This window comes from Paenibacillus sp. FSL W8-0919 (genome assembly GCF_038003785.1).
Classification (GTDB): Bacteria; Bacillota; Bacilli; order Paenibacillales; family Paenibacillaceae; genus Paenibacillus_AQ; species Paenibacillus_AQ lactis.
Genome location: NZ_JBBOPV010000004.1, coordinates 1 through 13,229 on the forward strand (window position 1 = coordinate 1; position 13,229 = coordinate 13,229).

A 13,229-nucleotide genomic window follows, 5' to 3' on the forward strand; every position below is an offset into this window, starting at 1 on the left:
CATTTTAGGAGCGTGGCGATTTCGCCCCGTTCAAGCACGCTTTGCATATGCGGCTCCAGCAAATTCACGGCAGCCTCGAAGTCCTGCGCTGCTAACAGATGGTCGATGGCTTCATCCATGGAGCCGATGGCGGCGTAATATTGCCCGGCAAGCCGGTGACGCTTCGCATGCTCACCGTCATACTCACGCTGCAGGAGGTCCAGCAGAAATTGCGAAAACAGATGATGGTAGCGGAACCAGGCATGCTGTTCATCCAGCGGTACCAGGAACAGGTTCAGCTTCTGCAGCTCCTCCAGCATCGGGCGGCTGTCCCTGAAATCCGTTACGGCATTGCAAATCTGCGGATGGAGCTCTGAAAGGACAGCCGTCTGGAGCAGAAAGGAAAACACCTTGGAGGATTGCTTACTCACGACCTCCTGAAACAAGTATTTTGATAGCAGAGACGGATTCCCCCTCATATCATCCATAAAGGGTTCCGGTCCCATGCCGTTCTGAAGGGAAACGGCAGCCAGCTGGAGACCGGCAATCCAGCCTTCCGATTGGCTCCAGACGGTATCCAGCTGCATTGGAGTCAGGAGAGGCTGCTGCCCAGTGTCATCTGCGTGATGAAAAAAACGCTCCGTCTCATCCAATGTAAACTCCAGCTGCTTTATTCCGATATGACGGATCTCATGGTTAATCACGCCCTTGATCGTAGGGAACGGAAGCTCGGTTCGGGAGGAGATGAGGAGATGGAGATGCTCTGGGAGGTAGTCGATCAAGTAGGAAATCCCCTCATGGATGGCCGCATTGTGAATGCTGTGCAGGTCCTCGAGAATGAGATGGAGCGGTTCATGATGCTCGTATAATTCACTGATCAGCGTATCCAGAAAGCTTTCGACCGAGGAGCCCGGCAGCAGATGCGTATGGTCCAGAAGGCGATCTCCCAGCTGCTTGGGAAGCGCCGAGCCGAGAGCTGCGGTGACGTATCGCCAAAAGCGGACGGGGTCGTTATCCCGTTCATCCAGGGACACCCAGGCGCATCGTTTGCCGGCTTCATAAGCCCACTGGGCAAGCAGCGTCGATTTGCCGTATCCGGCAGGGGCGATAATGGTGGTCAGCTGTCCTCCTTGCCCTGCCGTCAACATTCGCAGCAGCCGATCCCGATGGATCAGATGCTTTTTCAGCCCGGGAGGGCTTATTTTCATTTTCAGAATAGGTGGGTCGGTCAGTAGTTTCATAGGATACCCTCACAATATACGAACGTTATTTTTACGGGAATTGAGTCGAGATAACTAGATTATATGAAAAAAAAGATGAAAAGTTAACGTTTGTCAATCGTTTTCCTGCGATAAGTTTGATACCATCCTTGGTGCCGCGGTCCCAATCGGGCTGTGGCTATAAACGCTTAATGAAACGAAGGAGGAGAATATGCTAAGGCGTTCAGTGAAAATCCTGCTGTGCATGGCGATGCTTCTGCTGCAGCTGGATTGGGTCGCGGGATATCGTCATGCGTTTGCGGCACCGGCCGCTGCACCGAAGCTTGTGGCCGGGTACTATCATACCGCTTCGCTCGTAAGCAGCGGTGAAGTTTATTCGTGGGGGTATGGAGACAGGGGACAGCTGGGTAACGGCACCTGGAGTGCCCGCACGACGCCGGTGATGGCGAAGGGGTTGAACCATGTCATCGACGTTCACACCGGCGTTCGCAGCACTATGGCGCTTCGGAGCGACGGTACCGTATGGACCTGGGGATCCAATGAGAATGGGCAATTAGGAATCGGGACGGTAACGGATATGAACGTGCCTGGCCAGGTGAGCGGGCTGAGCGGAATAAAGGCCGTTTCCGGAGGGCTTGGCTATCACAGCATGGCGCTTTCCGAGGACGGGAGCGTATGGACTTGGGGGAAGAATGACAACGGCGAGTTGGGCAATGGAACGACGTTACAACAAAATACTCCGGTTCAGGTCGCCGGTCTGAACGATGTGACGGCGATTGCGGCAGGCGGTTACTTCAGCCTTGCCTTGAAATCCGACGGCACCGTATGGGCTTGGGGAGTAAACGGGGACGGGGAGCTTGGCGATGGGACGACGACGGATCGGTACGTTCCGGTGCAGGTTGCCGGGCTGACTGACGTCATGGCGATCGCCGCCGGAGGCTCCCATAGTTTGGCCGTTACGCAAGACGGCACCGTATGGGCATGGGGAAAAAACACATACGGCACGCTTGGGGATGGCACACGAACCAACCGAACAAGACCCGTGCAAATTAAAAACTTGCAGCATATCGTTGCCGTTGCGGGCGGAGGCTACCACAGCCTTGCCCTGGACCGGACGGGAAACGTATGGAGCTGGGGGGATAACAGTCAGAGGCAGCTTGGCGTGGGCTCGAATGCATCCAGCCTCATTCCGGTCCCGGTGTCAGGCATCGAGCATGTTCGGGAAATTGCGGCAGGCGGTTTTCACAGCGTGGCAATGAAGAAGGATGGAACCGTCTGGGGATGGGGCTTTAACGGCGGAGGACAACTCGGGGACGGGACATCCAGCACCAGGGATACGCCGACGCTGACGAAGGCCGTACTGGATACAACGCCGCCGGATCCAGGCAGCGGGACTCTGAATCCGGACAGTATCACGACGGACTCGGTTGCTTTGCAATGGCCCAAGGCTGTGGACAATATGACGGAGCAGCACGAGCTGCAGTATCTTTTATATTCATCAGGCAGCCCGAATATCGGGGACGTCAGTCAGATGGAGAAGAACGGTAAGCCGGTCGGAAGCTATGCGACGGATCAAACCGCCCTTGTGGTGAACGGTCTTTCTGAAGGCACGGACTATTATTTTAATGTCATTGCCAAAGATGCTGCCGGCAGAAAAAGCAGCTACCGTATGGTAAAGGTGACAACGAAATGGCCGAACCTTTACTCGTTAACCTATGACGGCAACGGACACACCGCAGGGAATGTTCCGGTAAGCAGCGGTTTGTTTGCCAGAGGAGACGAGACGTTGGTGGCGGATAATACGGGACAGCTGCGCAAGGATGAATTTGTCTTCGAAGGCTGGAACACGGAGCCGGACGGCAGCGGGAGCGATTATCCGGCCGGCAGCAAGCTGACATTCGGTACACAGGATGTCACGCTGTACGCCAAATGGAAGCCGCTCCCGTCCCCGACCGAGCTTAGGGCATTGTCGTATACGCCGTCTCATCATTCTGTCGGAGTGGAAAAAGACGTGCCCCTGCGAGTGGTATTTCAAGAAGAAGTGACAGCTGTCTCGGGCCGATTGATTACGATCAGGCAGAGCCCGGATTCGCATGTTGTGGAGACCATCGACGCGGCCGATGCAGGGAGAGTAACGATTCTCGGCAACACGGCGATTATTGATCCGCTGAACGATTTCGATGAGGGGATGGCTTATTATGTCGAGATCGATCCGGGGGCTTTTACCGGTAATCTTTCAGGTGCCTCCTTTGCCGGGATTCAAGGGGCCGATACATGGAGCTTTACGGTGAAGGAAGCTGCGGTTCCGGCGTACGACGCAAGCCTGCAAGGTTTGCGCTTTGAGTCATCCGAAGGCGAAGTCGGTCTTAGCCCTGCATTCGATCGATATCACTATGATTACAAGGCAGCTGTTCCAAAGGAAACGAATCGGATCACAGTGACGGCGCAGGTGTATGATGCGAGGGCGACGGTTGCGGCCAGCGTGTACGGCGTAGCCGGAGATTTGGTGTTCGGACCGATCGATCTCGTCTCCGGGCAAAAAAGCCCGGACCTTCCCATTGCTGCTGGGAACCATGTCATCGAGGTGGTTGTTACGGCGCCCGATGGTCAGCAGCAGAAATATAGAGCGGCGGTGACGGAAGCAGCGTCAACCGGGGGCGGCGGAACTCCTGAAGCTCCTGGAGGCTCGGCGCCAGATTCGGGCCAAGGGCCGGCTTTGCCGAGCCAATCGAACCATGCCGCACCTTCGGAGAATCGCGTGAAGATCAGAGTTACCCTAAACGATGAGTCACAGGAAGGGATGGTTGCTGGTTTGTCCCATGAGATAAATGGACATACCGTCGTATCGATGAAATTGGATACGGCTAAGCTGGAAGCCCGTTTAAAGACAGTGGACTACAAGCCGGTAATCATTATCGCGCTGGATCAGCCTGCGGATCAGGTCTCCCTGGAGGCAAGCGGAGAAGCGATAGATCTGCTTAGCGCCAAGCAGGGAGCCGTTGAAATCCGATCAACGCTGGGCCATTTCCATGTTCCTGCAGCCGTGATGGCATCGTCTCGCTGGCACGAGCCGGACAATCCGAAGCTGCCGTTAGCGGCAGATCAAATGTCGGTGACCTTGAAGATGGCTGCTACCGATGCAGCTAAGGCAGAAGCCGTTAAGAAGGCTCTATCGGAATCAGGGGCTGCTCTGGTCGGTTCCCCAGTCGATTTCGATATAACAGCGAAAGCGAAGGCCCATGATAAGCCGCTTGAGCTGAAGCGATTCCCGCAATATATGGAGCACCGAATCACTTGGACGCAGGGAATGCCGGGCCGCATCACGACAGCTGTCGGAGTGGATGACAACGGGGAATTATACCACATCCCGACACGCGTTGAACCGAGGAAGGATGGCAGCGTTGAGGCCATCATGCACCGTTTGGATGCAGGAACCGTTGCTTTCGTTGCTCATCAAGCGAATCTTGCCGATGTTACGTTTCATTGGTCCAACGATGCGGTGAATGATCTTGCCTCACGCATGATCCTAAGCGGAAAGGGGAGCAGCGAGGATGGAGCTGGAGCGGGCTCAGGTGCAGATCATGCGACGCTCCATTTTGCGCCGAACGCTCAAGTGAACCGTGCCGAATTTGCCGCCATGATCGTGAGGGCTCTCGGCTTGCCTGAGGTGAAGGGTGAAGGCTCCGCGTTCCAGGATGTCCATGCAGGCGACTGGTACAGCGGCGTCATTGCACAAGCTGTGCAGTATGAGCTGATCCAAGGGGATGCGGTCGGCCGTTTCCGGCCAGATCAAGGCATTACGCGTCAAGAGGCTATGGCCGTTATGGCCAGAGCGATGAAGCTGGCAGGATTAACGACTGTAATGAATAAGAAGGAAGCAGATATTGTTCTTGACGGTTACAGAGACCTTCAAGACCTGTCCGATTGGGCCAAACCGGCAGCGGCCGTCCTTGTGAACGAAGGGATCGTCTACGGAGCCGACGATGCGCTTAAGCCGCTTTCGAAGCTGACCCGCGGCGAAGCGGCGGCGATGCTGCAGCGGTTATTGAGGGCGGCGCAGCTCATCGATTGAGATGCCTTTGAAGTAAGCTTGGATTCGGGATCAGTTGTTGTTTCATAGGCTGCTTCATTTTAATGGAAAGGGGATGCCGTGTCAGGCATCCCCTTTAGCATGAGACCAATATCTAATTCTTCACGAAAGACTTTATCTTTTTGCTCAGTTCAGCTTCATCAAGAATTTGGGTAGGTTTTCCGGAGGATTGTTTAGCAACGAAGCTTTTATCTTGAATATATAGAAGCTCATTTTTAATGAATGCCTGTCTTTCAACTAGTTGATCCCCGATTACTTTATACATGTTTGATTCTTCTCCAGTGATCCAATATAAGTCAGGATACTCTTGTGTTATTGGTCCCACGGCTTTTTTCAGGAATAAAATGTATTCCTCATTCTCATTAAATATAGGGTTATCATTAAACAATATTTCATCGGTACCCTGCTGCATAATCTGGATAGATTCCAGCTCAACCTTCACATCGGATTTCTGAGTTTCTAATATCTGAGCATTAAATACCGTTTTTGGTACAGGCTCATTCAATTCTCCTGACTTTTTTCCTATTCTAACTTTGGCAATTAAATCAGATCGGTTAACTGCCTCTTCAAAAGGAAAAATCTGAATTTGACCATGCACAGATTTCGGTTTTGATGTTGATTTATCGATCCTCTTGTCTGCAGATGTATGGTCCGTCTGTGTAGCGATATTTGTTGAACCTTGTTTACTATTAACTGTACCCGTTGAATAGATCACCCCGCCAATCAATACGAAAAATGCCAAAATTATAGCCAACCATTTATTTTTCATTGAAATTCTTCCTCCTAAATGATGGGGGAGTTGGAGAGTTTTCTCCCTCTTTTCATGAATTATAAAAATCACTACTAAATAATGATCGTTCATATTCTTAATGCATAACAACTCATAAATGTTGCAAATAAAAACCATTTTTTAACTTGTATTTAATTCTCGTATTTAATTAAGAAAGGTTTTAGCTGGGACTAGATGCAATAATTGTGGTGGTCCTCTAAACAAAATCCATGGTCCTATGGTAAAGGAAGAAGTCCAAGTCGTGGTCTATTCTCCAATAAATTGCCTTCCTCTAGTACGGCCGAAGGTCTGGATGTATCTCTGCTTTGTACGATATAGAAATAATAAGGAGCGGTTGAATGCCGGCTGTTTTGAAAAATAATGCGCTTTCACCCTGGTTCTATGGTAAAAACGACTGATCAAATGTTGGCATTTTCCGAACATTAATGACATTTTTATTAAGGAATGTTCTGTGATATATGCAGTTTTCGACCAAATTTTTGCTAAAAAACACATTAAACTACATAAAACGCTAAAATTTTTGTTTTGACATCTGCTTGTCTATACCCTAGGATAATAGTATAAAACGTGCTCACTTAGGAGGATAAGCTCAGGACATGAAGAAGACATGGTCAATTCTATTAACACTCGTACTCTCCGTCGGACTGCTGGCAGGCTGCGGCAGCAATGATAAGTCGACCGACAAAGGTGCCGAAGCTGGCGGTGCTGAAGGGTCTAAAGATAAGAAACGCATTGCGCTCGTTCTTCCTGAGAAGATCGGCGTGAATCCATTCTTTGCCTTGATGGACGAAGGCTTGCAGAAAGCGGCTGCCGATTTCGACGTGGAAGTGAAGACGATCGAATCGACGGATCCGGCCTCGATCGAGCAAAATCTGCGCACAGCCGTGGCAGAGAAATATGACTTGATCATCACAACCACATTCCAGATGGAAGATGCGCTTAAGAAGGTTGCGCCGGAGAATCCGGACGTACCGTTCGCGATCATTGATACCGTTGTCGACTTGCCGAACGTTCGCAGCGTCGGATTCCGCGAGCATGAGGCGGCTTACCTCCTTGGAGCGGCTGCCGGATTGGCAACGAAAACGAACAAGGTCGGCAATGTCGTGGCAGACGATATTCCGATTATGCACAAGTATATCAAGGGCTTTGAGGAAGGCGCGAAATCCGTCAACCCGAATGTCGAAATCTTCGTTAACTTCGTCGGCGGATTTGACGATCCGGCGAAAGCGAAAGAGCTTGCGCTCCTGCAAAATTCCAAAGGCGCGGATTTCGTAGCAGGCATGTCCGCCGTAGGCGACCTAGGCGTATTCGAAGCTGCGAAGGAGAAGGGCTTCTACACGTCCGGCCAAGATACGGACAACACCGGCACCGATCCCGAGCATGTTGTCTTGGCTCAGCTGAAGGGAACGGACGCCGTTGCGTACGAGACGGTCAAAGACTTTGTGGAAGGCAAATTTTCCTTTGATGTTCGCGAGTATGGCTTGAAGGAAGGCGGCGTAGGCCTCACTTATGTCACGCATGAGAGCAAAACTCCGCTGAACCCGTTCATTGGACAAGACATTGTAGACCAGCTCAAGGTGATTTCTGACGATATAATCGCTGGAAAAATTAAAGTAACGAACGCATTGGAACAAAACTAGTTCTCACCTGGACCGGCTGCGCATAGGGCAGTCGGTCTTTTATTCAGAAGCGAAAGGAAGGCATAACCGACATGCTACTCCAGATGGACAGTATTACGAAAAAGTATGGCGAGTTTAGCGCAAACCGCGGCATTGATTTTTCGCTGCGCGCAGGTGAAGTTCATGCGATTGTCGGAGAGAATGGTGCAGGTAAAACAACGCTGATGCGGATTTTGTACGGGATGGAGCAACCGACCTCGGGTACGATTCGTCTGAACGGCAAGGAAGTGTCCTTTGCCAGTCCCCTGGATGCCATACAGAGCGGAATCGGCATGGTGCATCAGCACTTCATGCTGTTTCCTTCCTTTACGATCGCGGAGAACATTGTCATTGGCAACGAACCGGGCGCAGGGGCCGTCTTCGACCGGAAGCAGGCCGTGAAGACGGTGGAAGAGCTATGCGAAACATTCGGCATGAAGGTGGATCCGCAGGCGATCGTAAGCAGCACCGCTCCCGGTGTGCAGCAGCGGGTCGAAATTTTAAAGGTGCTCTATCAAGGGGCGGACATCATTATCCTGGACGAGCCGACAGGGGTTCTCACGCCGCTGGAGGTCCAGGAGCTCTTGGAGGCTATTAAGCAGCTGTCGAAGCAGGGCAAAAGCTTTATTCTGATCAGTCACAAGCTGAATGAAGTGCTCGATGTGGCCGACCGCATTACCGTCCTTCGGGACGGAGCGGTGACGGGCGTGGTCGATAAGCATGCTACCGATGCGCATCAGATTTCCCGTCTGATGGTCGGACGTGAGCTGCTGGAGCTGGATCGCAAACCGATTACGCCTGGAGATAAGGTGCTGGAGGTAACGGACCTTTCGCTGCGCGGCACGAAGGGCAAGCCGGTGCTAGATGCGGTAAGCCTGAGCGTTCGTGCAGGCGAGATCGTAGGGGTAGCGGGCATATCCGGTAACGGACAATCCGAGCTGCTTCAGCTCATCTCGGGTCTGGCCCAGCCGGACGGCGGCCGGATCGCCGTCGCTGGCAAGGACGTTACGGGCATGACGCCAAGAGATATTCGGGAGAGCGGTCTTGCGCACATCCCGGAGGACCGTTACGTGTGGGGGGCCAACCGGACGGCCACGGTGATGGATACCGGACTGATGGGTCATCATCGTCGGCTGCAGAAGAGTGGCTTCCTCAAGCTGAAGGATATCCGATCCCTTGTCTCGGGGTGGGTGCAGAAGTTTTCGATTAAGACAGGCTCGCTCGAGACGAGCACGCAGTATTTGTCCGGGGGCAATCTGCAGAAGCTGATTGTCGCCCGCGAGCTGGAGCAGGGCACGCCGTTCCTGATCGCGGCGGAGCCTACGCGCGGCGTCGACATTGGCGCCATGGAGACGATTCACGGTGAGCTGTTGAAACGGCGCGAAGAAGGAACGGGAATTTTGCTCGTGTCCTCTGAGCTGACCGAGATTTTGAAGCTCTCTGACCGGATACTGGTTATGTATGAAGGCCGAATTGCAGGCGAGCTGTCCGCGAAGGAAGCGACGGAGGAAAAACTGGGATTGCTGATGGCGGGAGGAACATTGCAATGAACAAATGGACAAAATTAACGCTTCCGCTGCTTCAGCCGATCGCAGCCATCATCGTGGGTCTATTGGCTGGAGCGATTGCAATTATTATTGCCGGAGGCGACATTTTAGAGACGTATGCGGAAATGTGGAAAGGCGCGTTCGGAGGAATGTATTTCTTCACGAACACCCTCTCGCGGGCGACGCCGATCATTCTGATCGGATTGGGCGCGGCGCTTGCCTTCCGCGCGGGCTTCTTTAACCTTGGAGCGGAAGGTCAGATGGTGTTCGGGGCGCTCTGCGCCGCATTGGTCGGATTGTATATGCCGGGACCGGGCTGGCTCGTATGCGTTGCCGCTCTGCTCGCCGGCATTATAGCAGGCGGATTATGGTCGGTCATGGCCGGGTACTTCGATTCGAGATTCGGCGTGAACCTGCTGATCTCGACGCTGCTGCTCAACTATGTGGCCGTATTGTTTGCCGGCTATCTGGTTGCCTACCCGCTGAAGGACCGCTCAGGCTCGGCGGCGATGGCCCAGTCGGAGATGCTTGACAACAGCGTCTGGCTGCCGAAGCTGATCTCTGGCATGCCCCTTCACGTCGGGTTTGTGCTGGCCGTTCTCGCCGCTCTGATCATTTTCGTGCTGCTGAAGCGTTCGGTGGTCGGTTATGAAATCCGGATGCTCGGCGGGAACCCGCTGTTCGCCTTGTTCGGCGGGGTGAAGCGCGGACCGATGATGATCGGCGCCATGTTCGCAAGCGGCGGTCTGGCGGGACTCGGCGGCGCTGTCGAGATATTGGGCTCCCAGTATCGTTATATCGACGGCGCATTATCCACGGCGGATTATGCATGGACAGGCATTATGGCAGCCCTGCTGGCCGGATCGAATCCGATCGGCACGCTGATTGCGGCGATTTTTCTTGCGGCGCTGCAGACCGGCGGCATGGGCGTCGAGCGGAATACGGAAGTGCCGCTTGAGGTGGGGGATATCATCCAAGCCGTTCTGATCCTGTTTATTTCCGCCCGATTCACATATAGCTTCCTGAAGCGCAGAAAGGAGAACAAATCCGATGGAACAGCTGTTTGACCTTGCCCTGATTAACTCGGCGCTCCGGGTGCTGACGCCGATTCTGCTCGCAGCCCTCGGCGGCGCCCTCTGCTCGCGCGTCGGATTGTTCAATGTCGGCCTGGAAGGCTTTATGCTGCTGGGGGCGTTCTCCGCAGTGGTTGGGAATTACTACTTCGGCAACGTGTTTTACGCGATATTGTTTGCGATTGCGATTGTATCGATCTTTTCGTTGATATTTGCCTATTTGAGCATAAACCTGCGGGCGAACGTCATCGTCGTCGGGATCGCCATGAATGCGCTGGCGGCCGGGCTTACCACGTTCAGCCTGCGGGCGATCTTCGATGTAAAAGGCGCCTTTTACGACAACACGATGGTGGGGCTGCCGAAATGGAATATCCCCGTCATTGAGGATATTCCCGTGATCGGGCCGATTTTGGCGGGATTGACGCCGCTTGTGTACTTGTCCTTTTTGATTGCGGGTTTGATGTGGTACTATTTTTATCGCACGAAGAGCGGATTCCGCTTCCTGGCTGCGGGTGAAAATCCGCTGGCGGCCAAGAGCGTCGGGATTCGGGTAGCCCGTTATCAATACGGCGCCGTACTGGCTAGCGGCGTGCTGTGCGCGCTTGCGGGTGCGCAGCTGTCGCTTGGACAAGTGACGATGTTTACGGAGGGCATGACCGCCGGTCGCGGCTTCATCGCGCTGGTTGCCACAATGCTGGGCCAATCCGGCCCGCTTGGCGTAACGGCGGCAAGTCTGCTGTTCGGGTTCATGGATGCGCTGAGCATCCGGTTCCAGGGACTGGCGCTGCCGACACATTTCACCCAAATGCTGCCGTATGTCGTGACGATCCTGGCGATGTTCTTCTTCAAGGATAAGAGCTTTCAGAAGGATGCGCTGAAGCAGGGCTCAAGCTCGCGATAAAGCTTGATGCCCCGGTGATCTTTCGGAAATGGACCCGAGACTTTGCATAAGGAGATGAGCGGAAGGTGCATAAGAAAGCGGAACGTTTGAAAAAAATGAAGCCGGTCGCGGCCGGCAACCTGACCGAGGAGCAGCGGGTCAAGCTGCCTCCCGGACAGACGCTGACCGAGAAGTTCCCCATTTTGCATGAAGGGGAGGTACCGGTTTATGACATGTCTGAGTGGACGCTGCGGGTATTCGGCGAAGTTGAGGAGGAGCGGACATTTTCGTATGAGGATATTTTGTCGATGAAGACGGTAACGCTCCAAACCGATATACACTGCGTCACACGCTGGTCCAAATTCGATACGGTGTGGGAAGGGGTTCTGTTTCGGGATTTCCTGAAGGAGCTGAAGGTCAAGCCGGAAGCCAAGTACGTCATGTTCCATGCGGATCCGGACTATGACACGAACGTGCCGATCGAGGACCTGCTGCGGGACGATGTGCTGCTTGCTTACCGCTTCAACGGAGAGCCGCTGACGGACAAGCATGGCTGGCCGCTGCGCACGGTTGTGCCGCATCGGTATTTCTGGAAAAGCGCGAAGTGGCTGCGCGGCATTGAGTTTATGGCGGAGGACCGGCCGGGCTTCTGGGAACGCAACGGCTTCCATAATGAAGCCGATCCGTTCAAGGAGCAGCGGTTTAGCGGCGAAGCGCTGGATATACCGGAAGACGAATGGACACGTAAGGAGTTTGATTGATATGTTGATGCCGATATTGCAAGTGAACTCTGAGGATATTCCCGAATTCGTCGTGGTCTGCGGCGATCCGAAGCGCGCGGAAGTCATCTCCCGCAAGCTGGAAGGCGCGCGCGAGCTGGCGTTCAGCCGCGAATACCGGACCTTCGTGGGGACGTACGAAGGCGTGGAGCTGGCCGTGACGAGCCACGGCGTCGGGTGCCCGGGGGCGGCCGTCTGCTTCGAGGAGCTGATTCGCGCCGGTGCGAAGACGCTGATCCGCGTTGGCACCGCCGGCTCCTACCGGGCGGATACGCCGGCGGGAAGCCTGGTCGTCAGCACCGCGGCCATCCGTACGGACGGGCTGACGAAGCAGCTTGTGCCGGAAGGCTTCCCGGCTGTGGCGGACAGCGCGGTCGCTGAGGCGCTGTACGAATCCGCGCTCTCGTTAGGCGAGGGCGTCGTCCGCAAAGGGATGACGGTGACGCTGGATGTATTCTTTAACGGGGTGGAGGAATTCCCCCATCCGAAATATAAGGCGGCCGGCGCGCTCGGCGTGGAGATGGAAATCTCGGCGCTTTATGTAGTGGCCGCCCTCCGCGGCGTCCGCGCTGGTGCGATCGTGGCGATCGACGGCTTCGCGGACGCGGATCTCGCGGCAGAGTATGATCCGAACACGAATGTCGTGTCGGATGCCGTGGAGCGCGAGATCAATGCAGCCTTGATGGCCGTTGCGAAGCTGGCGAAGCAAGGGTGATGGATAAAAGCCGGTTATTCCCGAGGCGTGGGAATAACCGGCTTTTTTGGTGGGGCGCGGGCGGCGTTGCGTCGGCGCGGACGCGAGGCTAACAAGTCCCGAAAAGGGACTTGCAGCGATGGAAAGCGCGCCCGCGAGGCTAACAAGTCCCGAAAAGGGACTTGTAGCGATGGAAAGCGCGCGTGCGAGGCTAACAAGTCCCGAAAAGGGACTTGCAGCGATGGAAAGCGCGCCCGCGAGGCTAACAAGTCCCGAAAAGGGACTTGCAGCGATGGAAAGCGCGCATGCGAGGCCAACAAGTCCCGAAAAGGGACATGTAGCCAGGGAAAGCGCGCATGCGAGGCCAACAAGTCCCGAAAAGGGACCTGTAGCCAGGAAAAGCGCGCCCGCGAGGCCGACAAGTCCCGAAAAGGGACCTGTAGCCAGGAAAAGCGCGCCCGCGAGGCCGACAAGTCCCAAAAAGGGACCTGTAGCCAGGAAAAGCGCGCCCGCGGGGCC

8 protein-coding genes and 1 pseudogene are annotated in these 13,229 nt (G+C 54.5%); 7 read left to right on the forward strand and 2 right to left on the reverse strand.

What is annotated here, in order from left to right:
- Positions 1-1,220: pseudogene (locus NST44_RS30970) on the reverse strand (LuxR C-terminal-related transcriptional regulator); the annotation flags it as partial.
- 190 nt (positions 1,221-1,410) lie between these two features.
- On the opposite strand from NST44_RS30970, the gene NST44_RS30975 reads away from it, so the two are divergent.
- Positions 1,411-5,271: an RCC1 domain-containing protein gene (locus tag NST44_RS30975; RefSeq protein WP_340901531.1), complete on the forward strand. Its 3,861-nt coding sequence runs from the start codon at positions 1,411-1,413 to the stop codon at positions 5,269-5,271.
- Between the two features lie 112 nt (positions 5,272-5,383).
- On the opposite strand, the gene NST44_RS30980 is transcribed toward NST44_RS30975, so the two are convergent.
- Positions 5,384-6,058, reverse strand: a complete 675-nt coding sequence (locus NST44_RS30980) for a hypothetical protein (RefSeq protein ID WP_340901532.1) — start codon at positions 6,056-6,058, stop codon at positions 5,384-5,386.
- A gap of 617 nt (positions 6,059-6,675) precedes the next feature.
- Here NST44_RS30980 and NST44_RS30985 point away from each other — a divergent pair.
- From NST44_RS30985 to NST44_RS31010, 6 genes are all read left to right on the forward strand, one after another.
- Positions 6,676-7,719, forward strand: coding sequence for a BMP family protein (locus NST44_RS30985; RefSeq protein WP_210095399.1), 1,044 nt, complete (start codon positions 6,676-6,678; stop codon positions 7,717-7,719).
- 71 nt (positions 7,720-7,790) lie between these two features.
- A complete protein-coding gene (locus tag NST44_RS30990; RefSeq protein WP_340901533.1) occupies positions 7,791-9,287 on the forward strand; it encodes an ABC transporter ATP-binding protein in 1,497 nt (498 codons plus the stop codon).
- Positions 9,284-10,351, forward strand: a complete 1,068-nt coding sequence (locus tag NST44_RS30995) for an ABC transporter permease (RefSeq protein WP_340901534.1) — start codon at positions 9,284-9,286, stop codon at positions 10,349-10,351. The genes NST44_RS30990 and NST44_RS30995 overlap by 4 nt, the downstream gene beginning before the upstream one ends.
- A complete protein-coding gene (locus NST44_RS31000; RefSeq protein ID WP_007131269.1) occupies positions 10,335-11,258 on the forward strand; it encodes an ABC transporter permease in 924 nt (307 codons plus the stop codon). The genes NST44_RS30995 and NST44_RS31000 overlap by 17 nt, the downstream gene beginning before the upstream one ends.
- Before the next feature lie 65 nt (positions 11,259-11,323).
- Positions 11,324-11,998, forward strand: a complete 675-nt coding sequence (locus NST44_RS31005; RefSeq protein ID WP_144871202.1) for a sulfite oxidase-like oxidoreductase — start codon at positions 11,324-11,326, stop codon at positions 11,996-11,998.
- A 1-nt stretch (position 11,999) separates the two neighbouring features.
- Positions 12,000-12,731: a nucleoside phosphorylase gene (locus NST44_RS31010; protein WP_213614747.1), complete on the forward strand. Its 732-nt coding sequence runs from the start codon at positions 12,000-12,002 to the stop codon at positions 12,729-12,731.
- The last annotated feature ends 498 nt before the right edge of the window (positions 12,732-13,229 follow it).